General features: G+C 72.5%; 21 protein-coding genes and 1 pseudogene. 8 read left to right on the forward strand and 14 right to left on the reverse strand.

Going from position 1 to position 20382, the window contains the following annotated elements; genetic code table 11:
- Positions 1-243: 243 nt before the first annotated feature.
- The 5 genes from cbiE to ACFY7C_RS32095 all read right to left on the reverse strand — a co-directional run bounded on the left by cbiE (position 244) and on the right by ACFY7C_RS32095 (position 4926).
- On the reverse strand, positions 244-1425 hold the full coding sequence (gene cbiE, locus ACFY7C_RS32075; RefSeq protein WP_389657431.1) for a precorrin-6y C5,15-methyltransferase (decarboxylating) subunit CbiE: 1182 nt from the start codon (positions 1423-1425) through the stop codon (positions 244-246).
- 61 nt (positions 1426-1486) lie between these two features.
- Complete coding sequence (locus ACFY7C_RS32080) at positions 1487-2134, reverse strand: GNAT family N-acetyltransferase (RefSeq protein ID WP_389657434.1); 648 nt, start codon at positions 2132-2134, stop codon at positions 1487-1489.
- A gap of 126 nt (positions 2135-2260) precedes the next feature.
- Complete coding sequence (locus ACFY7C_RS32085; protein ID WP_389657437.1) at positions 2261-3118, reverse strand: MetQ/NlpA family ABC transporter substrate-binding protein; 858 nt, start codon at positions 3116-3118, stop codon at positions 2261-2263.
- 84 nt (positions 3119-3202) lie between these two features.
- Complete coding sequence (locus ACFY7C_RS32090; protein WP_389657440.1) at positions 3203-3871, reverse strand: methionine ABC transporter permease; 669 nt, start codon at positions 3869-3871, stop codon at positions 3203-3205.
- Positions 3868-4926 (reverse strand): methionine ABC transporter ATP-binding protein, encoded by a 1059-nt coding sequence (locus tag ACFY7C_RS32095; protein WP_389657443.1) that lies wholly within the window; start codon positions 4924-4926, stop codon positions 3868-3870. Before ACFY7C_RS32095 ends, ACFY7C_RS32090 begins: the two co-directional genes overlap by 4 nt.
- A 589-nt stretch (positions 4927-5515) precedes the next feature.
- On the opposite strand from ACFY7C_RS32095, the gene ACFY7C_RS32100 reads away from it, so the two are divergent.
- Together ACFY7C_RS32100 and ACFY7C_RS32105 are read left to right on the forward strand one after the other, a co-directional pair.
- Complete coding sequence (locus tag ACFY7C_RS32100; protein ID WP_389657446.1) at positions 5516-5878, forward strand: hypothetical protein; 363 nt, start codon at positions 5516-5518, stop codon at positions 5876-5878.
- Between the two features lie 2 nt (positions 5879-5880).
- Complete coding sequence (locus tag ACFY7C_RS32105; protein ID WP_389657449.1) at positions 5881-6288, forward strand: hypothetical protein; 408 nt, start codon at positions 5881-5883, stop codon at positions 6286-6288.
- A 26-nt stretch (positions 6289-6314) separates the two neighbouring features.
- Here the strand turns inward: ACFY7C_RS32105 and ACFY7C_RS32110 are convergent, their stop codons facing one another.
- A complete protein-coding gene (locus ACFY7C_RS32110; RefSeq protein ID WP_389657452.1) occupies positions 6315-6713 on the reverse strand; it encodes a hypothetical protein in 399 nt (132 codons plus the stop codon).
- A 276-nt stretch (positions 6714-6989) separates the two neighbouring features.
- Between ACFY7C_RS32110 and ACFY7C_RS32115 the strand changes: the two genes are divergently transcribed.
- The gene (locus ACFY7C_RS32115) at positions 6990-7955 is read left to right on the forward strand and encodes a GlxA family transcriptional regulator (RefSeq protein WP_389657455.1); all 966 of its coding nucleotides are present in this window, start codon (positions 6990-6992) and stop codon (positions 7953-7955) included.
- A gap of 47 nt (positions 7956-8002) precedes the next feature.
- Here ACFY7C_RS32115 and ACFY7C_RS32120 read toward each other — a convergent pair whose 3' ends face one another.
- The 3 genes from ACFY7C_RS32120 to ACFY7C_RS32130 all read right to left on the reverse strand — a co-directional run bounded on the left by ACFY7C_RS32120 (position 8003) and on the right by ACFY7C_RS32130 (position 10421).
- Positions 8003-8485, reverse strand: a complete 483-nt coding sequence (locus ACFY7C_RS32120; RefSeq protein ID WP_389657458.1) for a GNAT family N-acetyltransferase — start codon at positions 8483-8485, stop codon at positions 8003-8005.
- Positions 8486-8522: 37 nt separating this feature from the next.
- Complete coding sequence (locus tag ACFY7C_RS32125; RefSeq protein WP_389657461.1) at positions 8523-9062, reverse strand: sigma-70 family RNA polymerase sigma factor; 540 nt, start codon at positions 9060-9062, stop codon at positions 8523-8525.
- A gap of 165 nt (positions 9063-9227) precedes the next feature.
- Entirely contained in the window at positions 9228-10421 is a 1194-nt protein-coding gene (locus tag ACFY7C_RS32130) for a glycerophosphodiester phosphodiesterase (protein ID WP_389657464.1), read from the reverse strand.
- Between the two features lie 231 nt (positions 10422-10652).
- Here ACFY7C_RS32130 and ACFY7C_RS32135 point away from each other — a divergent pair, with 231 nt between their 5' ends.
- Positions 10653-11327: a lysophospholipid acyltransferase family protein gene (locus tag ACFY7C_RS32135; RefSeq protein ID WP_356700411.1), complete on the forward strand. Its 675-nt coding sequence runs from the start codon at positions 10653-10655 to the stop codon at positions 11325-11327.
- 67 nt (positions 11328-11394) lie between these two features.
- Here the strand turns inward: ACFY7C_RS32135 and ACFY7C_RS32140 are convergent, their stop codons facing one another.
- Both ACFY7C_RS32140 and ACFY7C_RS32145 read right to left on the reverse strand, forming a co-directional pair.
- On the reverse strand, positions 11395-12951 hold the full coding sequence (locus ACFY7C_RS32140; protein WP_389657468.1) for an MFS transporter: 1557 nt from the start codon (positions 12949-12951) through the stop codon (positions 11395-11397).
- The gene (locus ACFY7C_RS32145; RefSeq protein ID WP_389657471.1) at positions 12948-13499 is read right to left on the reverse strand and encodes a TetR/AcrR family transcriptional regulator; all 552 of its coding nucleotides are present in this window, start codon (positions 13497-13499) and stop codon (positions 12948-12950) included. Before ACFY7C_RS32145 ends, ACFY7C_RS32140 begins: the two co-directional genes overlap by 4 nt.
- 83 nt (positions 13500-13582) lie before the next feature.
- On the opposite strand from ACFY7C_RS32145, the gene ACFY7C_RS32150 reads away from it, so the two are divergent.
- Positions 13583-14080, forward strand: coding sequence for an HAD domain-containing protein (locus ACFY7C_RS32150; protein WP_389657474.1), 498 nt, complete (start codon positions 13583-13585; stop codon positions 14078-14080).
- Between the two features lie 20 nt (positions 14081-14100).
- On the opposite strand, the gene argH is transcribed toward ACFY7C_RS32150, so the two are convergent.
- Together argH and ACFY7C_RS32160 are read right to left on the reverse strand one after the other, a co-directional pair.
- Positions 14101-15528, reverse strand: coding sequence for an argininosuccinate lyase (gene argH, locus ACFY7C_RS32155; protein ID WP_389657477.1), 1428 nt, complete (start codon positions 15526-15528; stop codon positions 14101-14103).
- An 80-nt stretch (positions 15529-15608) separates the two neighbouring features.
- The gene (locus tag ACFY7C_RS32160) at positions 15609-16802 is read right to left on the reverse strand and encodes an argininosuccinate synthase (RefSeq protein ID WP_389657480.1); all 1194 of its coding nucleotides are present in this window, start codon (positions 16800-16802) and stop codon (positions 15609-15611) included.
- A gap of 140 nt (positions 16803-16942) precedes the next feature.
- Here ACFY7C_RS32160 and ACFY7C_RS32165 point away from each other — a divergent pair, with 140 nt between their 5' ends.
- The 3 genes and pseudogenes from ACFY7C_RS32165 (at position 16943) to ACFY7C_RS32175 (ending at position 19659) form a co-directional block, all read left to right on the forward strand.
- Positions 16943-18301, forward strand: coding sequence for a hypothetical protein (locus ACFY7C_RS32165; protein WP_389657482.1), 1359 nt, complete (start codon positions 16943-16945; stop codon positions 18299-18301).
- Positions 18302-18362: 61 nt separating this feature from the next.
- A pseudogene (locus ACFY7C_RS32170) lies at positions 18363-18938 on the forward strand (pyridoxamine 5'-phosphate oxidase family protein).
- 37 nt (positions 18939-18975) lie between these two features.
- A complete protein-coding gene (locus tag ACFY7C_RS32175) occupies positions 18976-19659 on the forward strand; it encodes a L,D-transpeptidase family protein (RefSeq protein WP_389657485.1) in 684 nt (227 codons plus the stop codon).
- A gap of 183 nt (positions 19660-19842) precedes the next feature.
- Here ACFY7C_RS32175 and ACFY7C_RS32180 read toward each other — a convergent pair whose 3' ends face one another.
- Complete coding sequence (locus ACFY7C_RS32180) at positions 19843-20379, reverse strand: arginine repressor (RefSeq protein WP_345490155.1); 537 nt, start codon at positions 20377-20379, stop codon at positions 19843-19845.
- Between the last annotated feature and the right edge of the window lie 3 nt (positions 20380-20382).

The following is a 20382-nucleotide window of genomic DNA, read 5'->3' on the forward strand; positions in this document are numbered from 1 at the left end:
CGGCACGAGGCACGCGGACACCCATGCATTGTCGCGGCCTTGGGCCATCGTGGCAGGCGGATCCGCCACGGTGCGCTGTGGACTGCGCCACGTCGCGCGGTCCCCCACTGCTCCGTACCACATCAGCGACCCAATGGGGCCACTACTTCCGGACATTGACGAACAAAACGCCGAACATCTGGGTGCGGTACAACAATCGGCCAGCCTACCGCGCCGCTCGGACGACGCGATCACGGGTGGCCCTCAGGCTCTGCGGCCGGACAGGAGGAAGACGACGGATCGGGCGCGCTCCGCCCAGTCGTCCGGGTCGAGGCCGACGGTCTGGAGGAGGGCGCACTCGACGTCGTAGCCGCCGTCGGCGAGGGCGGCGCCGATCGCCTCGGCCTCGTCGCGGGTGGCGGCGTGCGCGACGATCCGCTCGGGCCTGCGGTCGGTGCAGGCGGTGACGACGGGGACTCCCCCGCCGCCGATGCGGACGACGTCGGGCTCGGGCAGGCTCTCCAGGACGTGCGGGGCGCGGCCGGGGACGGTCTGGAGCTGGACGCCGGCCCGGCGGGCGGCGGCGTCGGTGCGGGCGCAGGCCTCCGGGTCGGTGTCGACGGCGATGACGGCGGCGCCGAAGCGGGCGGCCTCGACGGAGAAGGTGCCGCCGGCGCAGCCGATGTCCCAGACGAGGTCGCCGACGCGGGGGCCGAGCCGGGCGAGTTGGGCGGCGCGCAGGGTGGCGTCCTGGCCGGTGCGGCCGCCGGTCTCCTCGGTGGGCAGGGCCCAGCCTCGTACGGCGGGCGTGTCATGGCCCATGAGCCAGCCCGCGGCGGAGTTGCCGCCGCCGATGACGAGGACGACGTTGGGGTCGCGCCAGGCGTGGTCGGCGGCCTTGTCGGAGGTGAGGACGCTGACCTGTTCGCGTTCGGTGCCGAGGGCCTCGCAGATGACGAAGGTGCGGTGGACGCCGTCGAGGAGGAGGGCGAGTTCGGCGGGTCCGGCGCCGGGCGAGGTGAGGACGGCGACCTTGGGGTGGGCGCGGCAGACGTTGACGGCGCGGCGCAGGGTGCGCTGGTGGGCGACGACGATCCGGGCGTCGTCCCAGGGCATGCCGGCCCGGGCGAAGGCGGCGGCGACGGAGGACACGGCGGGGACGACCTCGACCTCGAGGCCGTGTTCGGGGGCGCGCAGGGTGCGGACGACGCCGAAGAAGCCGGGGTCGCCGTCGGCGAGGACGACGGCGGTGCCGCGGTGGGCGGCGATGCGGCGGGCGGCGAGGTCGACGCTGCCGAGGCGGACGCGCTCGGCGGTCGGGGGCACTTCGGGCAGCGCCAGGTGGTGCGCGGCGCCGGCCACGAGGGTGGCGGCGGCGAGGGCGGACCGGGCCGCCGCGGTGAGGGGTGAGCCGTCCCAGCCGATCACCGTGACCCGGTCGGCCATCTGTGTCTGTCTCCCTCGGAGTGTGTGCAGGTCAGGGGCGGGTCCGAGCCTACCGGTGCGGTCAGCTCCAGTCGGCGTAGGTGGAGTAGCCGGCCTCGGCCATCTGGTCGGCGACGCCGTCGAGGTCCTCGGGGAGGAGGCTCCACACGATGAGGTCGGTGCGGATGCCGGCCCACTCGCCGGACTCGGTCTGGCTGCGCGCTATCCAGGCGTTGCGCAGGACGCCTTCGCTGATGCAGCCGATCTTCTGGGCGACCTGCTGGGAGGCGGTGTTGTCGGCGGCGGTGCGCAGTTCGAGGCGTTCGAAGCCGCGGTCGCCGAAGAGCCATTGGGCCACGGCGAGGACGGACTCGGTGGCGTAGCCCTCGCCTCGGGCCCAGGGCGCGGTCACGTAGGCCACCTCGGTGGCCAGGGTGCGCCAGTTGGTGTTGTGGAGGTGGACGGTTCCGACGAGGCGCTGGGTGAGGAACTCGGTGACGGCGAAGACGATGCCGCGGCCCTCGGTGCGTTCCGCAGGAGCGATCCTGCGGACCCAGGTCTCGGCGTCGGCGCGGGTGTACGGGTGCGGGACGGAGGTCCAGGCGACGACGAGTTCGTCGTTCATCATCTCCACGAAGGCGGGGATGTCGGCCTCTTCGTACGCGCGCAGCACCAACCTGTCCGTGCTGATGGAGATGGACGGGAAGGTCGTAGTCATGCGCAGCTCCATACGTGAAGACCGTGAACGCACAGCATGCAGCATGGGGATGCCGCCGCGCATGCGCGGGTGAGCCGAAGGCCCCGCGTGCCGGACGGGGCGCGCGGGGCCTTCGGGGCGAGGACGTTACCGCCGGTGTTACTTCGCGGGGGTGCCGAAGGCCGGGATGACCGAGCCCTTGTAGGTGTCCTCGATGTACTTCTTCACCTCGGGCGAGTTGAGGAGCTTGACGAGCTTCTGGACGCGGGCGTCCTTCTCGTCGCCCTCCTTGACCGCGAGGAAGTTGGCGTAGGGGTTGCCCTCCGCCTTCTCCAGGACGAGGGAGTCCTCGGCGGGCTGGAGGTCGGCCTCGATGGCGTAGTTGCCGTTGATGACGGCGGCGTCGACGTCGTTCAGGGCGCGGGGCACGGTGGCGGCCTCCAGCTCCTTGAACTCCAGGCCCTTCTTGTCGGTGATGTCGGAGAGCTTGGCGTCGGTGCCGACGCCCGCCTTGAGGGTGATGAGCCCGTTGTCGGCGAGCAGGTGAAGGGCGCGGCCCTCGTTGGTGGTGTCGTTGGGGACGGCGATGGTCTGGCCGGCCTTGATGTCCTTCACCGACTTCAGGCCCTTGGAGTAGAGGCCGAGCGGCTCGAGGTGGACGTTGGCCACCGGGACGATGTGGGTGCCGTTCTTCTTGTTGAAGTCGTCGAGGTACGGCTTGTGCTGAAAGAAGTTGGCGTCGACCTGGCCGGTCTCGGTGGCGGTGTTCGGCAGGACGTAGTCCGTGAACTCGCGCACCTCCAGCTTCAGGCCCTCCTTCGCGGCGAGTTCCTTCTTGACGAAGTCGAGGATGTCGGCGTGCGGCGTCGGGGACGCGGCGACGACGAGCGGCTTGTCGGCGGAGCCGGCCGCGTCCTTGGAGGAGGACGGGTCGGAGGAGGTGCCGCAGGCGGTGAGGCCGAGGGCGAGGGCGGCGGTGGCGGCGATACCCGCGGTGAGCTTGATGTTCTTGCGCACGAAGAGTGCCTCTTTCCGGTGGAGCGGTGGTCGCCTGGACAACAAGTCCGGGCTTGTCTTCGGGTTGCGAAGTCTGGGGGTGCCTCAGGCGGTGCGGCCGCGGCGGGCGAGGAGGCGGACGACGCCGTCGCCGATGAGCTGGACGACGGTGACGATCACGACCAGGACGACGACGGTGACCAGCATGAAGGTGGTGTCGAAGCGCTGGTATCCGTAGGTGACGGCCTTGGAGCCGAGGCCTTCGCCGCCGACCGCGCCGGCCATCGCGGAGTAGCCGATGAGGACGATCACGGTGGTGGTGACGGCGGACACGAGGGAGGGCAGGGCCTGCGGGAGGAGGACCTTGCGGACGATGGTGGGGATGCCTCCGCCCATGGCCTGGACGGCCTCGACGAGTCCGTGGTCGACCTCGCGGATGGCGGTCTCGACGAGCCGGGCGAAGAAGGGGATGGCGCCGATGGCGAGCGGCACGATCATGGCGGTCGGGCCGATGAAGGTGCCGACGACGAAGGTGGTGAACGGGATCAGGGCGATCAGCAGGATGATGAAGGGCAGCGAGCGGCCCACGTTCACGACGGCGCCGACGACCTTGTTCACCGGCCGGTTCTGCAGCAGTCCGCCCTTGTCGGTGAGGACGAGGAGGATGCCGAGGGGGAGGCCGCCGATGATGGTGACGACGGTGGCCCACAGGACCATGTAGAGGGTGTCGACGGTGCCCTGCTCAAGGAGCGGCTGCATCTCGGACCAGGTCACTTGGCACCTTCCTTCACCAGCACGGGCGCCTCGGCGGACTCCGGCCGGTCCTGCGGTTCGACGATCTCGACCTGGAGGCCCTGCTCGCGCAGGAAGCCGACCGGGACGACGTTGTCCTCGTAGCGGCCGGGGAGTTCGATCCGCATGCGGCCGATCTGCCGGCCGCCGACGGTGTCCATGGCCGCGCCGAGGATCGAGATGTCGATGTTGTACGTACGGGAGAGCTGCGAGATCACCGGCTGGGTGGCGGTCTCGCCGTGGAAGGTGACGTCCACGACGGTGCGCTCGGGGCCGGTGGCGGCGCCGCTGACGGGGAAGAGCTCGGCGGCCAGCTGGGAGCCGGGGGTGGCAAGCAGTTCACCGACGGTGCCGGACTCGACGATGCGGCCCTTCTGCATGAGGGCGGCCGAGTCGCAGATGGTCTTGACGACGTCCATCTCGTGCGTGATGAGCAGGACGGTGAGGCCGAGCTGCTGGTTGAGGTCGCGCAGCAGCTGGAGGATGGAGCGGGTGGTCTCCGGGTCGAGGGCGCTGGTGGCCTCGTCGGAGAGGAGGACCTTGGGCTTGCCGGCGAGGGCGCGGGCGATGCCGACGCGCTGCTTCTGGCCGCCGGAGAGCTGGCCGGGGTAGGCCTTGGCCTTGTCGGCGAGGCCGACGAGGTCGAGGAGTTCCAGGGCACGGCGGGTGCGCTCGGCGCCGGAGACGCCGAGGATCTCCAGGGGCAGCTCGATGTTGTCCTTGACGGTGCGGGAGGACAGCAGGTTGAAGTGCTGGAAGACCATGCCGATGCTGCTGCGGGCGCGGCGCAGGTCCTTCCCGGCGCGGCGGCCGCGGCCGGCGAGCGCGGTGAGGTCGACGCCGTCCACGGTCACGGTGCCGGAGGTGGGGCGCTCCAGGAGGTTGACGCAGCGGATGAGCGAGGACTTGCCGGCGCCGCTCTGGCCGATCACGCCGAACACCTCGCCTTCGCGGACGTGGAGGTCGACGCCGTCCAGAGCGGTGACCTGGCGGCCTCGCGACTCGTAGACCTTGGTCAGGCCCGAAGTGGTGATCACAGGGTTTCCGTCACTGTCGAGTGCGCGGCGCGGGGTCCGCCGAGCACGGGGCATTCGTCGTTCGGACAGTCAGGCGCAGGCGGTCGCTGTCGCGGCTGGTGGCCGGGAGGCAGCGCGTGCGCGGGGCGGGGCTCGGTCCGGCGCCCGGGGGTGCGGACCGGCTCGGCCGTCGGGGGCTCGCTTCGGGGCGCGAGTCTCTGGCGGGGGCCCTCAGATGGCGCACATTCGACACATACAACGAGCACCGGGCGTCGTGATCGCCTCGGTCGCAAGGGTGCGGCTGCTCGTCGTGGTCATGGCTGCAAGTAAAGCATGCAAACGTGCGAACGAAAGTGGACTGTCCGTATAGCGGACATGGATGAGACACCATGCGGACAGCCCGTGCGGCCCGGCGGCCTGGGGCGATGGCTGCGGCACATGGGGTGGGACCCGGCCCGCGTCGGGCCGTTCGCGATCGCGGTTGTGGCCAAGGCCACGGTGCCGGGGCAGGGCGTGGGGCGCCTCTCGTGAGAAGGCGGGCCGGAGGCGGACCGCGCGCGGACGGGGGCCGCGCGCATCGGGCCATTCGGCCCGTAATACCCTCGGGCGCATGCTTGACGCCCTGACGGTCGCGGTCTCGGTGGCCGCGCTCGCGCTCGCCGCCTGGTGCGGCTTCGCCTTCACCCGGGACCAGCCCACCAAGGACTGGCACTTCATCGGCATGGCCGTGGTGACCTTCCTCGCCCTGGTGCAGCTGGTGGTCGGCATCGTGCAGCTGGCGCGCGGCGAGAAGGCCGAGGAGGGCGCGACGATCTTCGTCGCCTATCTGCTGGGCTCGCTGTGTGCGGTGCCGGCGGCCGGTCTGATGTCGCTGACCGAGCGCAGCAAGTGGGGCTCGGCGACGGTGGCGGCCGGTGCGGTGGTGCTGGCCGTGCTCGAAGTGCGTCTCCACGACATCTGGACGGTGGGCTGACCATGACCGCGACCGAGGGGACCACGCGTCTGGTCAAGGGGCCGGGCACGCTGGTGGTCTGGCTGTACGGCGTGATGTCGGTGGGCGCGGTCTCCCGCTCGATCTACCAGATCGCCACCGAGTTCGACCGCGCGCCGCTCGCGTACGGCCTGTCGGCGGTGGCCGCCGTGGTGTACGCCTTCATCACCTACACGCTGGTGCGGGGCGGGGAGACGGCCCGCAAGGCGGCGCTGGTGTGCTGCGCCGCCGAGCTCGTGGGCGTGCTCACGGTGGGGACCTGGACGCTGGTGGAGCCGTCGGCGTTCCCGGACGCGACGGTCTGGTCGGACTACGGCTACGGCTACATCTTCATTCCGGTGCTGCTTCCGCTGACCGGCATCTGGTGGCTGCGCCGGTCCCGTACGGCCTGAGCCGCCGTCTGTTTCGGGCGCGCCCGCTAGAGCGCGGCCAGGACGAGGGCGAGAGCGCCGCAGGCGTCGAAGACGCCGCACCATTCCGACCACTGCCGGGGCGCGACCCGCGCCCTGACGAAGTGCACGGCGTCCCACACGGCGTGCCCCAGCCAGCCGGCTGCGAGGACGAGCAGCGCGAGGGTGCCGTCCACGGTCACGGCCAGCAGGGCGACGGCGGCGAAGCCGGCGAGACCGGCGAGCTGCACGGCGAGGACGCGCGGGGGCCGCAGTTCGCCGCGGAGCGCGCCGAAGAGCAGATAGAACAACGGCATCGCGGCGAGGACCGCCGCGAGGAACTCCGGTGCCGGGCGGCCGTCGACGAAGGTGAGGCCCGCCAGGGCCAGGGCGACCAGGGTGGGCCAGCGGTGCGCGAGCGTGTGCATGCGGATGCCTTCCGGAGAGCGGGGCCGTTGCCGGAGTGCGGCAGGTGCGGCGAGCTGGTGGACGCGTGCGGCGGTGCGGGCGGGCGCGGTGAGCGCGGTGACGTGCGGGCGAGTGCGGTGAGCGCGGTGATTTGCGGACGAGTACGGTGAGCGCGGGTGAACGCCGTGAGTGCGGTGAGGACCACTGTCCCGGGTGGCCGGGCCGCCGGGAAGCGGTGCGCGGCCGCGGTGTCCGTCCCCTTGGGGTACCCGTCCTTCCGGCATAGGGTCGGGCGCATGGCGGAGCGGCTCATGGTGGTGGTCGGCTACGAGGCGGCCGAGCTGTTGGACATCGCGTGCGTGACGACGACCCTGGCCATGGCCAACGGGATCGGCGCGCCCGCGGTCCCGTACCGGGTGCTCCTCGCGGGTCCGGGCGGCGGCCCGCTGGTCTGCGGCTCGGGTCTCGTCCTCGGCAGCGAGCGGTCGCTTGAGCGGCTGACGGGCCCCCTCGACACCCTGATCGTCTCGGGCGGTACGGGCTTCGAGCGGGCGGCGGCGGACACCCGGCTCGTCGGGCACGTGCGGCGGCTGGCGCGGGAGAGCCGCAGGGTGGCGTCGGTGTGCACGGGCGCGGGAGTGCTGGCCGCCGCCGGGCTCCTGGACGGCCGGCGGGCGACCACGCACTGGCGGTTCGCGCGGCTGCTCGCCGAGCGGCACCCGGAGGTGACCGTGGACCCGGCGCCCATTTACGTCCGCGACGGGCACGTCTACACGGCGGCCGGGGTCACCAGCGCGCTCGACCTCACCCTCGCGTTCGTCGAGGAGGACCACGGCCCGGAGCTGGCCCGCCAGGTCGCCCGTGACCTCGTGGTGTATCTGCAACGCCCCGGGAACCAGGCGCAGATGAGCCTGTTCACCGCGACCCCGCCGGCCCGTGACGACCTGGTCCGCGGGCTCGTCGAGCACATCGCGGCCCATCCGGACGGCGACCTGAGCACGGCGGCGCTCGCCGCCCGGGCGGGGGTGACGCCCCGCCATCTGACCCGTCTCTTCACGGAGCAGCTGGGCCGGGCGCCCGGCCGTTATGTGCGGCAGGCCCGCACCGAGGCCGCCGCGCAGCTGCTCGCCTCGACGACGCTGCCGATGGCGGGGGTGGCGGCGCGCTGCGGGTTCGGCAGCGCGGAGGCGCTGCGGCAGGCGTTCACCGAGCGGTTCGGGATCGCCCCGTCCCGCTACCGGGCGGCGATGCGGCCCGCCTGAGGAGGCGGGCCGGCGGGCGCGGGCGGGAGCGGGCGGACCAGGGTCGGCTACGCGGCCTTCTCCAGGGTGACGAGGGTGAGGCGGGGGCCGATCTCTCGGGTGGCGACCTGCTCGTAACCCTTGCTGCGGTAGAGGCGCAGATTGCCCTCGCTGCGGTGGCCGGTGAAGAGCTGGAAGCGCTTGGCGGCGGGGGCGGGCTCGCCGGCGAAGTGGCTCTCGATGGCGTCGAGCAGCCGACCGCCGAGGCCGTGGCGCTGGAGGCGGGGGTGGACGATGAGCTTGGCGATCCGTACGGTGCCGTCCTCGTCGAGCCGGCCGCGGACGGAGGCGACGATCTCGTCGCCGAGGCGGGCGACGAAGCCCCGGCCCTCGACGAGTTCGGCGCGCAGGGCGTCGAGCGACTGGGTGAGCGGCTCGATGGACCAGTCCTGGTAGATCTCGGCCTCGCGCTGATAGCAGAGGTACTGCAGCTTGAGGATGTGCTCCGCGTCCTGCGCGTCTGCCGCTGAGATGGTCACGCTCATGCCCATGTGTGCATGCCTCCCGCTCACCTGGTCCGCCGTCGGTCTACGGCACCCTTCCCCGTGCGCTCGGGGCGGGAACCTCCGCAGCCAGCATTCTGCGCAGGCATCCCAGGCAACGGGAACGCATCGGCCCCAGACTCCCCTGTGAGATACCCAACGCCCCTGCGATTTCCCGGTAGGTGGGGTCGTCCGGGTGGAGCATCGCGGTGAGCAGCCGGGGGCAGTGGCCGGGGGTGCGGCGGACGGCGGCGCGCAGGGCTCGGCGGCGTTCGGCGACGAGCGCGGAGTGTTCGGGTGAGCGTTGTGCGTCGTGCGCCGGTTCGCCGCGGTAGGGGCGCTCACGGGCCGACGCCCGGCGGGCGCGGCGGGCCTCGGCGCGTACGGCCCGGCGCAGCCAGTCGGCGGGGTGGTCGGGGGCGCCGTCCCCTTGGAGCCGTTCCAGGAGCCGCAGCCAGACGGCCTGTTCGAGGTCTCCGGCCTCGACGCCGGCGGCCGGGGCCTCCGCCCGGGACTCGGCGGCGAGCAGGGGGCGGAGGGTGGCGAGCAGCGTCTCGCGGGAGGTGCGGGAGGGCGGGGAGGTCATGCCCGCCACGATGCGGCGCGGGCCGGGCCCGGTTGCGGGCCCGGCCGGGAACCACCCGGTCGGGGGTACGCGGGTGGATATGGGATCCAACATCCTGGATCCAATATCCCGTATCCAGGATCCCGTATCCCGGATCCAACATCCAGGACCCAGGATCCTGCGGCCTCAGCGCCCCGAGAACTCCGCCGCCGCCAGCAGCGCGGTGTCGGGGTTGTCGGAGAAGATGCCGTCGATGCCGGTGGCGAGGTAGCGCCGGAGCGCGCCGAAGGAGTCCCCGTACGCGGTCGGGTCGGTGCCCCGACGGTGGTCGGCCGGCAGGAAGGTGTTCTCGTTGCGGTGGGTGTACGGGTGCAGGATCAGGCCCTTCGCGTGGGCGTCGCGCACCAGCGTGGTGGGGCTGCCGAGCCGGCCGTCCTTGTCCTTGGGGATGACCAGGTCGAGCAGCGGGCCGATGCCCTGGGCGTAGGAGGCGATCCAGGCCAGGCCCTCGGGCGTGACGAGGTCGGCGACGGTGCGCGGGTCGCCCGTCTCGCGGAAGTCCCACGGGCGGTCGTCGGCGGTCCACAGCAGCACGACCCGGGGCGTGTCGACGAGCTTCGCCATCCGCTGCATGCTGGTGGGCTCGAAGGACTGGAGGAAGGTCGGCGAGTCGGCGCGGTGGCGGCCGTGGCGGCGCAGCAGCCGGGCGAGCCGCTCCTCGAGGCCGAGGCCGAGGGAGCGGAAGTAGGTGGGGTGCTTGGTCTCGACGTGCAGCCAGATCTCGCGGCCCCGGCGGCGGCCCTCCTCCTCGGCCCAGCGGAGCACCTCCTCGAAGGTGGGGATCGTCCAGCGGCGGTCGTAGAGGGTGTTCTCCTGGCGGATGGCGGGGATGCGCTCCTTGGCGCGCAGGGTCTTCAGCTCGGCGAGCGTGAAGTCCTCGGTGAACCAGCCGGTGAGGGCGGTGCCGTCGACGGTCTTGGTGGTCTTGCGGGACGCGAACTCGGGGTGGTCGGCGACGTCGGTGGTGCCGGTGATGTCGTTCTCGTGGCGGCAGACCAGGTGGCCGTCCTTGGTGGGGACGAGGTCCTGCTCGATGACGTGGGCGCCCAGGTCGAGGGCGTGCCGGTAGGAGCCGAGGGTGTGTTCGGGGCGGTAGCCGCTGGCGCCGCGGTGGGCGATGACGGTGGGGACGGGCAGGGAACGGTAGCCGCGGCCGCGGCCGGTGCCACGGGCGGCGCCCCGGTCGGTGTCGGCGGCGACGGCCGACTGCACGGCCTGCGCGGTGCCGCCGGCGAGCACGGTGGAGCCGCCCAGGACGGCGGCTCCGGCCGCTCCGAGGACCGCTCGTCGGGCCGGGGTCGGGCGCTCGGGCTGGGTCATGAACTCTCCTTGGTGTATCCGGTGTGATGTCCCGCACCTGTCAAAGGTGTCCCCGACGCTAGGCACTGATGCCCTACGGACGGCAGACCTGGGCGGAACATGGCGGAAACACACGTCAACACCGCGTATCCATGTGGTGAACCCGATGTGCGACCGGACGTGACCCGCGAGTATCGTCGCCACCTGCACCGTCGGCTCCGTGGAGCCGCCCGCCCGACACCGGAGGAACCGTTGTCCCGTCTCGCGATCATGAAGGCCACCCTGGGCCCGGTCCTGCGCCTCATGTTCCGGCCACGCGTCGAGGGCGCCGAGAACGTCCCGGGCACCGGGCCGGTCATCCTCGCGGGCAACCACCTCACCTTCATCGACTCGATGATCATGCCGATCTGCCTGGACCGCCAGGTGTTCTTCATCGGCAAGGACGAGTACGTCAAGGGCAAGGGCCTCAAGGGCCGGCTGATGGCCTGGTTCTTCACCAGCGTCGGCATGATCCCGGTGGACCGTGACGGCGGCCGCGGCGGTGTGGCCGCGCTGATGACGGGGCGTCGGGTCCTGGAGGAGGGCAGGATCTTCTCGATCTACCCCGAGGGCACCCGCTCCCCCGACGGCCGCCTCTACCGGGGCCGTACCGGCATCGCCCGCCTCACCCTGATGACGGGGGCGCCGGTGGTGCCGTTCGCGATGATCGGCACCGACAAGATCCAGCCGGGCGGCGCGGGCATCCCGCGGCCGGGCCGGGTGACGGTCCGCTTCGGCGAGCCGATGGAGTTCTCCCGTTACGAGGGCATGGACCGGGACCGGTACGTGCTGCGGGCGGTCACGGACTCGGTGATGGCGGAGGTCATGCGACTGTCCGGCCAGGAGTACGTCGACATGTACGCCACCAAGGCGAAGGAAGCGGCGTAACGCCGCACGACGACGGCGCCCCCGTACGGATCGATCCGTACGGGGGCGCCGTCTCGTGTGGCGGGCGTCAGTGCTCGACGCCGTCCGCGAGCTTCTGGCCCTTCAGCAGGAACCAGGCCGCGACCGCCGTCGCCAGGAGGACCACCGCGCCGACGCCGGCCGCGATCCGCAGGCCGTCGACGAAGGCCTCCTGGGCGGCGGAGACCAGCGCGCCGGCCTGGGCCGGGGCGAGCCCCGCGGATGCCTCGACGGCGCCGCCGAGCGAGTCGTGGGCCGCTGCGGCGGTGTCGGCGGGGATGCCGGCCGGGGTGGCGAAGCCCCGGTAGACGCCGGTCACGATGGAGCCGAGGAGCGCGATGCCGAGGGCCGCGCCCAGCTCGTACGCCGTCTCGGAGACCGCGGAGGCGGCGCCGGCCTGCTCCTTGGGCACGCTGGAGAGGATCACGTCGGCGGTGACGGTGAACGCGAAGCCCGCGCCCACGCCGACGACGAGCAGGCTCGCGCCGAGCAGCGGGTAGCCGGTGGACTGCCCGATGGCGGTCAGGGCCGCCAGGGCGAGACCGATGGCGGCGAGACCGCCCGCGACCACGGACCGCACCGTGAACCGCCGGGCGACGTGGCCGGCGATCAGACCGGCCGTCACCGCGCCGATGGCGGCGGGCAGTTCGGCGAATCCGGCCTCCAGCGGCTGCCGGCCCTGGACCAGCTGGAAGAACTGGGACAGGAAGAACACCAGGCCGGACAGGCCCAGGATGGTGAGCAGGTCGGCGAGGACGGCGGCGGAGAAGCCGCGGTTGCGGAACAGCCGCATGTCAAGGAGCGGGGTCGGCAGGGTGAGCTGCCGGCGGACGAACCAGGTCAGGCCGCCGAGGCCCACCAGCGTGGCGACGGCCACGTCGAGGGTGGGGCCGTGCGAGGCGACCTCCTTGATCGCGTAGACGACGCCGATCATGCCGATGAGGGAGAAGCCGACGCTGGGCAGGTCCCAGGGGCCGGGGTTCGGGTTCTTCGACTCGGGGATCAGCTTGACGCCGATGAGGACCAGGACGGCCATCACGGGCAGGTTGATGAGGAAGACCGAGCCCCACCAGAAGTGTTCGAGCAGGAATCCGCCGACGACCGGGCCGACGGCGGCACCGGCCGAGGCCATGGCGCCCCAGATGCCGATGGCGAGGCTGCGCTCGCGCGGGTCGTGGAAGAGGTTGCGGATCAGCGCGAGCGTGGACGGCATGAGGGTGGCGCCGGCGACACCGAGCAGGGCGCGGGCCGCGATCATCATCTCGGGGCTGGTGGCGTAGGCGTTGAGCACGGAGACGGCACCGAAGGCGACGGCGCCGACGAGCAGCAGCTTCTTGCGGCCGATGCGGTCGCCGAGGCTGCCCATCGAGACGAGGAGACCGGCGATGACGAAGGAGTAGACGTCGCCGATCCACAGCAGCTGACTGCCGGAGGGCTTGAGGTCCTCGGAGAGGAACGGGGTCGCCAGGCCGAGTACGGTGGCGTCCACGGCCACCAGCAGGACCGCCAGGACGAGCACGGCGAGGGCGAGCCACCGGCCGGGGCGGCGGACGCCCTCGGTATGGCTCTCGTGCGTGCCCGCACGGGTGACGCTGTCGGTGATCACTTCTCCACGCTCCTGCGCGCTCCGCCGAGCAGCAGCTCGGCGATCATGTACTGGAAGTCCTTGGCTGCGAGCCGCCCGTCCTGCACGGACCAGGCGGCGGCGCCGAAGAGCCCGTAGAGGGCCTCGGTGAGCCAGACGGGGGTCAGGTCGATCCGGAAGACGCCCTGTTCCTGTCCGCGCCGGAAGAGCGCGGAGACCCGGGCGTCGAGGCGGGCCCAGCCCTCGTTCTGCTGGTCGCCCTCGAAGAGCTGGTTCTCGGTGACGAGGAAGGCGAGCAGCGGGGCGACCGGCTCCACTTCGCCGATCAGCCTGCGTACGGCCTCGTCGGCGGGCCCGTCGTCGAGCCCGGCCGCGTCGAGGGCGGACTCGAGCTCTTCGAGACCCATCTGCTCCAGGGCCCGCACGAGCGCGTCCCGGCCGGCGAAGTGCCGGTGCAGGGTGGCGCGGCCGATGCCGGCGGCCCGGGCGACCTCGTCCATGGTGGCGGTCGCCTTGCGGGAGAGCAGGGCAGCGGCGCTGCGGAGCACCTGGGTGCGATCGACTGACATGAGACAACCATACACCGAATGAGACATCAACGTCTCATTCGAAATTACCGTGCCTCACCAGACGGGAAAGGAATGCTGTGGACATGACGAAGCCGCTGCTGCTGATCGACGTGGACGGACCGCTGAACCCCTATGCCGCGCAGCCCGAGCGCTACACCACCCACCGGATGCGGCCGACCGGCTGGACCGGGACCAAGCCGCTGCGGGTGTGGCTGAACCCCGGCCACGGCGAGGAGCTGCTCGCCCTCGCCGAGGCGTACGAACTGGTCTGGGCGACGACGTGGAAGGGCGAGGCGAACGACTGGATCGGGCCGCGGCTGGGGCTGCCCGAGCTGCCGTTCATCGACTGGCCCCAGATGCACGGAAAGGCCCCTCGCGGGACCTTCTGGAAGACGCAGTACATCCTGGAGTACGCGGCGCGGCGGCCCTTCGCCTGGATCGACGACGACATCACGTCGTACGACCACGAGTACGTGGAGCGGAACCACCTCGCCGCCGCCCTGCTGCTGCGCGTCGACGAACGGACCGGGCTGACCCGGCCGGACTTCGACGCGCTCGCGGACTGGGCGGCGGCGCTCTAGGGGTGCGGGGGTGCGGGGATTCAGTTCTTGGCGGTGGCCCAGGCCTGCTGGATGACCAGGTCCGCCTTGACCTCGACCAGCTGTGCCGCGACCGCCGAGGGGGCGGTGCCGCCCCGGCCGCTGCGGGAGGCGAGGGCGCCGGGCACGTCGAGGACCGTGCGGACCTCGGGCGTGAGGTGCTCGGAGATCTTGGCGAACTGCTCGTCCGTCAGCTCGTCGAGCTCCTTGCCCTCCGCCTCGGCGACCTTGACGCACTCGCCGGCCACCTCGTGCGCCACCCGGAACGGCACGCCCTGCCGGACCAGCCACTCGGCGATGTCGGTGGCCAGGGAGAAGCCGGCCGGGGCGAGCTCCTCCATCCGCTCGCGGTGGACGGTGAGGGTGGCCATCATGCCGGTGAAGGCCGGGAGCAGGATCTCCAGCTGGTCGATGGAGTCGAAGACCGGCTCCTTGTCCTCCTGGAGGTCCCGGTTGTAAGCGAGCGGCAGGGCCTTCAGCGTGGCCATCAGGCCGGTCAGGTTGCCGATGAGCCGGCCGGACTTGCCACGGGCCAGCTCGGCGATGTCCGGGTTCTTCTTCTGCGGCATGATCGACGAGCCGGTGGAGAAGGCGTCGTGCAGGGTCACGAAGGAGAACTCCTTCGTGTTCCAGATGATGATCTCCTCCGCGATCCGGGAGATGTTCACCCCGATCATCGCCGTGATGAAGGCGAACTCGGCGACGAAGTCACGGGAGGCGGTGCCGTCGATGGAGTTGCCCGCCGAGCCCCGCTCGAAGCCGAGGTCCTTGGCGACCGCCTCCGGGTCGAGCCCGAGCGAGGAGCCGGCGAGCGCGCCGGAGCCGTAGGGGGAGACGGCGGTCCGGGTGTCCCACTGGCGCAGCCGCTCGGCGTCCCGGGACAGCGCCTGGACGTGGGCGAGGACATGGTGGGCGAAGAGCACCGGCTGGGCGTGCTGGAGGTGGGTCCGGCCCGGCATGGCGACGTCCGGGTGGGCCTCGGCGAGGCCGACCAGGGCGGCCTGGAGGTCGGCGATCAGCCCGCCGATGATCCGGGCGTGGTCCCGCAGGTACATCCGGAAGAGCGTGGCGACCTGGTCGTTGCGGGACCGGCCGGCCCGCAGCTTGCCGCCGAGCTCGGCGCCGAGGCGCTCCAGGAGGCCCCGCTCCAGGGCGGTGTGGACGTCCTCGTCGGCGATGGTGCCGGTGAAGGAGCCGTCGGCGACGTCCGCCTCCAGCCGGTCGAGACCGGCCAGCATGCGGGTCAGCTCGTCCTCGGTGAGCAGCCCGGCCTTGTGCAGCACGCGCGCGTGGGCACGGGAACCGGCGATGTCGTACGGCGCGAGACGCCAGTCGAAGTGGACGGACGCGGACAGCTTCGCCAGGGCCTCGGCGGGTCCGTCGGCGAACCGGCCGCCCCAGAGCCGGACGTCACCGTTGTTGCTGCTCACAGCTGCTGCTCCTCAAGACTGTGGGTGTGCGGCCGCCTCCCCACCGCTGGGGCGAGGAGGCGGCTGTGAACGAGTCGTGCCTACGCCAGGTCACGCTTGGCGGCGATCTTCGCGGAGAGCGCGAAGATGTCGATGAAGCCCTGGGCCTTCGACTGGTCGAAGGTGTCGCCCGTGTCGTAGGTGGCGAGGTTGAAGTCGTAGAGCGACTCCGCGGACTTCCGGCCGGTGACGACGGCGCGGCCGCCGTGCAGGGTCATCCGGATGTCGCCGGTGACGTGCTGGTTGGCCTCGTCGATGAAGCCGTCCAGGGCGCGCTTGAGCGGGGAGAACCACAGGCCGTCGTAGACGAGCTCGCCCCAGCGCTGCTCGACCTGCCGCTTGTAGCGGGCCAGCTCGCGCTCGACGGTGACGTTCTCCAGCTCCTGGTGGGCGGTGATCAGGGCGATCGCGCCGGGAGCCTCGTACACCTCGCGGGACTTGATGCCGACGAGCCGGTCCTCGACCATGTCGATCCGGCCGATGCCCTGGGCGCCGGCGCGCTCGTTGAGCTGCTGGATCGCCTGGAGGACGGTGACGGGCTTGCCGTCGATGGCGACCGGGACGCCCTCCTTGAAGGAGATGACGACCTCGTCGGCCTCGCGGGCGACCGCCGGGTTCTGGGTGTACTCGTAGATGTCCTCGATCGGGGCGTTCCAGATGTCCTCGAGGAAGCCGGTCTCGATGGCGCGGCCGAAGACGTTCTGGTCGATGGAGTACGGGGACTTCTTGGTGGTGGCGATCGGCAGGTTCGCCTTCTCGGCGAAGGCGATGGCCTTGTCCCGGGTCATCGCGTAGTCACGGACCGGGGCGATGCACTTGAGGTCCGGGCCGAGGGCCTGGATGCCGACCTCGAAGCGCACCTGGTCGTTGCCCTTGCCGGTGCAGCCGTGGGCGACGATCGAGGCGTTGTGCTTGTGGGCGGCGGCGACCAGGTGCTTGACGATGGCCGGCCGGGAGAGGGCGGAGACCAGCGGGTAGCGGTCCATGTAGAGGGCGTTGGCCTTGATCGCCGGGAGGCAGTACTCGTCGGCGAACTCGTCCTTGGCGTCCGCGACCTCGGCCTCGACCGCACCACAGGCGAGCGCGCGCTTGCGGATGACGTCCAGGTCCTCGCCGCCCTGGCCGACGTCCACGGCGACGGCGATGACCTCGGCACCCGTCTCCTCGGCGATCCAGCCGATGGCGACGGAGGTGTCCAGGCCGCCCGAATAGGCGAGTACGACGCGCTCGGTCACGGGGTTCTCCTTACCTTGCAACCACTGATGGGTATAACTATGCAGTCCTCCGTATGTTTTGTCAACGGGCCTGCGTGGAGCGCCTGCGCGAGCGGAAAAATCGCAGGCGGGACGGGGTGCGGGGGCCCTACGCTCCGTGCATGACGAGCGAGGAGCCGCCGCTGGACGCGGCGATACGAGGGCTCGCGCGCGGGCGCGCGCCCGCCCGGGTGCTGAGGGACGTGTGGCGGCCGGGCACGTGGACCGAGCTGGACGCGCGCATCCGGTCCGGCCACACCTGGACCCGGTTCGAGCGCCCCACCCACGACTGGCTGAGGGCCACCGGCCCCGCCGTCACGCCCGGCGGGCCCCGGCCCACCGAAGGGCAGCTGATCCTCGCGCTGTGCGCGGGCGAGGGACTCGTCCGCGAGGCGGCGCTCGCCCACGCCCCCGGGCGGCCCGCCGTGCTCCCGCTCGTGGCCGTCCGCACGGCCGACTGGGCCGATCCGGTCCGTGCGCGGGCCCGCCACGTCCTGGCCGCGGCCCTGCCCGGGGCCGACGACCGCACGCTCGCCGTCACCGTCCCGGTGATCCTCCGGGTCGGGCGCCGGCTGCGCGGCGCCGAGGCCACCGCGCTGCTGCGGGATTTCCTGCGCACCGCCCCGGCCGCCACCGTCACCGCCCTGCTGCTCAACCGGGACCGGCCCACCCGGCGGCTCGCCCTGGACCTCGCGGTCGAGCGAGGACTGCTCGGACCCGGCGAGCTGGCCCGGCTGGCCGCGTACGACGAGGACGTGGCCGTACGGGACCGGGCCGCCGGCGCCGCGCTGGCCGCGGGCGTCCCCGACGAGACGCTGCCCCTGCTGCTCGGCGCCCGCGCCGGCGAGGTGCGCTCGGCCGGGGTGACCGCGCTGCGCGGGGCCGGCCGGGCCGCCGAGGCCGAGCCGTTCCTCCACGACCGCTCGGCGCTCGTGCGGGCCTGCGCCCGCTGGGTACTGCGACAGGACGGGCGGGACCCGCTGGCCCTGTACCGGGCGGCCTGCGCGGACCCGGCGACCGTGCCCGACCGGGCACCGCTCGGGCTCGCGGAGTGCGGCGAGCGGTCGGCCGACCTTCCGTCGCTCTGGGAGCTGACCGGTCACGAGCGCGCGACGGTCCGGTCCTCGGCCGTCGCGGGACTGCGCGTGCTCGAGGTCGCCGACCACGCCCGGCTGCTGCCCCTGCTCGACGACCCCGCGCCCGGTGTCGTACGGGAGGCGGCGCGGGCCCTGCTGCCCTGGGCGGACCGCCTGCCCGAGGACGAACTCCTGCGGCGCACCGGCCCCGAACAGCCGCTGCACGTCCGCGTCCGCGCGCTGCGGCTGCTGCGCGAGCACGGCACGGCTGCCTACGAGGAGACGGCCCGGCGGCTCACGGAGGACCCCGATCCGGTGGCGCGGCTGCGGTTCCGGCGGGCCCTCGGCATCGAGGAGGCCCGACCGCGGCCGGCGGACGGCCGCACCCGGTTCTGGCGCTTCTGACCGTCCGGGGCGCCGTTGGGCGTGCGGGGAGAATGATCGTCACGGGAAAAACGCAGCACGCATGGACGGTCGTCTCCCCGGCTTCATCGAGGCCCAGCCGCTGTTCTTCACCGCGACCGCGCCACTCGCCGGTGACGCCTAAGGGAACCTCTCCCCCAAGGGGCGCCGGGGACGCTGGTCGTCCTCGACGAACTGACGCTCGTCTACGTGGACTTCGGCGGCAGCGCCGCCGAGACCGTCGCCCATCTGCGCGAGCCGGGGAACGGGCGGATCACCCTCATGTGGACCTCGCTCTCGGGCCGCCGACGGTGGTGCGGGTGCACGGCACCGGCGAGGCCGTGCTCCGCGACGACCCGCGCTCCCCCGAGCTGTTCGCCCGCTTCCCCGCGGAGGCCGTCGAAGGGCAGGGCGGGGTGCGGGCGATCGTCGTGGTGCACGCCCGGCGGATCAGCGACGCCTGCGGGTTCGCCGTACCGCTGATGGAGTACCGGGAGGAGCGCCGGCTCCACGCGGACTACTTCCACCGCACGTCGGAGGAGGAGTTCGACGCGTACTGCGCGCGCAGGTGGCGACCAGCCTCGACGGGCTTCCCGGACTGCCGCTTCCGCTGCCGCCGCTCCCCCGTACGGCCTCGTGACCTGGCGGCCGTCCGGCGGCCCGCCTAGCGTCGCGCCATGCGTACCCTTCTCGCGCTCGGCGCCCTGGCCGCGACGCTGGCCGCGCCCGGACCCGTGCCGCTGCCCGCGCGGATGGCGGACACCGGCGGCGGCTCGCAGCTGATCACCGCCGTGGCCGCGGACACCGCCGCCACGACCGGCACCCTCACCTGGTGGGACCGGCGCGGCGGACGGTGGGTGAAGGCGGGATCGGCGCCCGCACGGTTCGGCGCGAAGGGGCTCGCCGAGGGCAGCCGGCGGCGGCAGGGCACGAACACCACGCCGACGGGGCTCTACGACCTGCCGTACGCCTTCGGGATCGAACCGGCCCCGGCCGGGACGGCGTACCGCTACGCGCGGGTGACCGACCGGTCCTGGTGGTGCCAGGACAACGACGCGCGCGCCTACAACCGGTGGGTGGAGGGGCTGCCCCGGGACTGCCGGGCGGCCGAGGCCGAACACCTCGTCACGTACGGCACGCAGTACGCGTACGCGCTCGTCGTCGGCTTCAACTACGAGCGCCCGGTGCGCGGGCGCGGCGCGGGCATCTTCCTGCACGTGAACGGGCGCGGGGCGACGGCCGGTTGCGTGTCCGTGCCGAAGGACGCGATGCGGCGGATCCTGGCCTGGGCCGATCCGGCCCGCCGGCCGCACGTCGCCGTCGGCACGCGGGGCGGGCCGACGGCGATCACGAACTACTAGGCCGTGTCCGGAAAGCAGCGCCGTCTGACCGCAGGGCAGGGCCCGCGGCGTCTGGTGCGTGCGATCGCAAGGCGGAGGGTCGCCCTCGTACTGGGCGTACGTGGGTGATCCCGACAACGCAGCGAGCGTGCGTGCCAGGGGTCGCGGGCCAGGCGGGACCTTACGGACACGGCCTGGCGTCGGCTAGCGCTCCTTCTGCGCGAGGCGGAGGAGGTGGTCGGCGAGGGCCTGGCCGCCGACCGGGTCGCGGGAGATGAGCAGCAGGGTGTCGTCACCCGCGATGGTGCCGAGGATGGCGTGGAGTTCGGCCTGGTCGATGGCCGACGCGAGGAACTGGGCGGCGCCCGGCGGAGTGCGGAGCACCACCAGGTTGGCCGAGGCCTCGGCGGAGATCAGCAGTTCGCCGGAGAGGCGGCGCATGCGCTCCTCCTTGGCGGACTCCCCCAGCGGGGCCTGCGGGGTGCGGAAGCCGCCCTCGCTGGGCACGGCGTAGATGAGCTCGCCGCCGGTGTTGCGGATCTTCACCGCGCCGAGCTCGTCGAGGTCACGGGAGAGCGTCGCCTGGGTGACGCTCAGCCCGTCGTCGGCGAGCAGCTTGGCCAGCTGGCTCTGCGAGCGCACCGGCTGCCGGTTGAGGATGTCGACGATCCTGCGGTGGCGTGCGGTGCGGGTCTGCGGAACCGACGGCCCTCCGTGCTCGATTTCCTGCGCGTCGGTCATCGT

Source organism: Streptomyces sp. NPDC012769, assembly GCF_042901205.1.
Taxonomy (GTDB): Bacteria; Actinomycetota; Actinomycetes; order Streptomycetales; family Streptomycetaceae; genus Streptomyces.

Bases quoted from the DNA above. Each gene is read 5' to 3' on its own strand.
- cbiE (WP_389657431.1), bottom strand. From the start codon at position 1,425: ATGGCCGACCGGGTCACGGTGATCGGCTGGGACGGCTCACCCCTCACC.
- ACFY7C_RS32125 (WP_389657461.1), bottom strand. From the start codon at position 9,062: ATGACCTCCCCGCCCTCCCGCACCTCCCGCGAGACGCTGCTCGCCACC.
- ACFY7C_RS32120 (WP_389657458.1), bottom strand. From the start codon at position 8,485: ATGGGCATGAGCGTGACCATCTCAGCGGCAGACGCGCAGGACGCGGAG.
- ACFY7C_RS32145 (WP_389657471.1), bottom strand. From the start codon at position 13,499: ATGTCAGTCGATCGCACCCAGGTGCTCCGCAGCGCCGCTGCCCTGCTC.
- ACFY7C_RS32150 (WP_389657474.1), top strand. From the start codon at position 13,583: ATGACGAAGCCGCTGCTGCTGATCGACGTGGACGGACCGCTGAACCCC.
- ACFY7C_RS32130 (WP_389657464.1), bottom strand. From the start codon at position 10,421: ATGACCCAGCCCGAGCGCCCGACCCCGGCCCGACGAGCGGTCCTCGGA.
- ACFY7C_RS32105 (WP_389657449.1), top strand. From the start codon at position 5,881: ATGACCGCGACCGAGGGGACCACGCGTCTGGTCAAGGGGCCGGGCACG.
- ACFY7C_RS32080 (WP_389657434.1), bottom strand. From the start codon at position 2,134: ATGGAGCTGCGCATGACTACGACCTTCCCGTCCATCTCCATCAGCACG.
- ACFY7C_RS32100 (WP_389657446.1), top strand. From the start codon at position 5,516: ATGCTTGACGCCCTGACGGTCGCGGTCTCGGTGGCCGCGCTCGCGCTC.
- ACFY7C_RS32110 (WP_389657452.1), bottom strand. From the start codon at position 6,713: ATGCACACGCTCGCGCACCGCTGGCCCACCCTGGTCGCCCTGGCCCTG.
- ACFY7C_RS32180 (WP_345490155.1), bottom strand. From the start codon at position 20,379: ATGACCGACGCGCAGGAAATCGAGCACGGAGGGCCGTCGGTTCCGCAG.
- ACFY7C_RS32175 (WP_389657485.1), top strand. From the start codon at position 18,976: ATGCGTACCCTTCTCGCGCTCGGCGCCCTGGCCGCGACGCTGGCCGCG.
- ACFY7C_RS32115 (WP_389657455.1), top strand. From the start codon at position 6,990: ATGGCGGAGCGGCTCATGGTGGTGGTCGGCTACGAGGCGGCCGAGCTG.
- ACFY7C_RS32165 (WP_389657482.1), top strand. From the start codon at position 16,943: ATGACGAGCGAGGAGCCGCCGCTGGACGCGGCGATACGAGGGCTCGCG.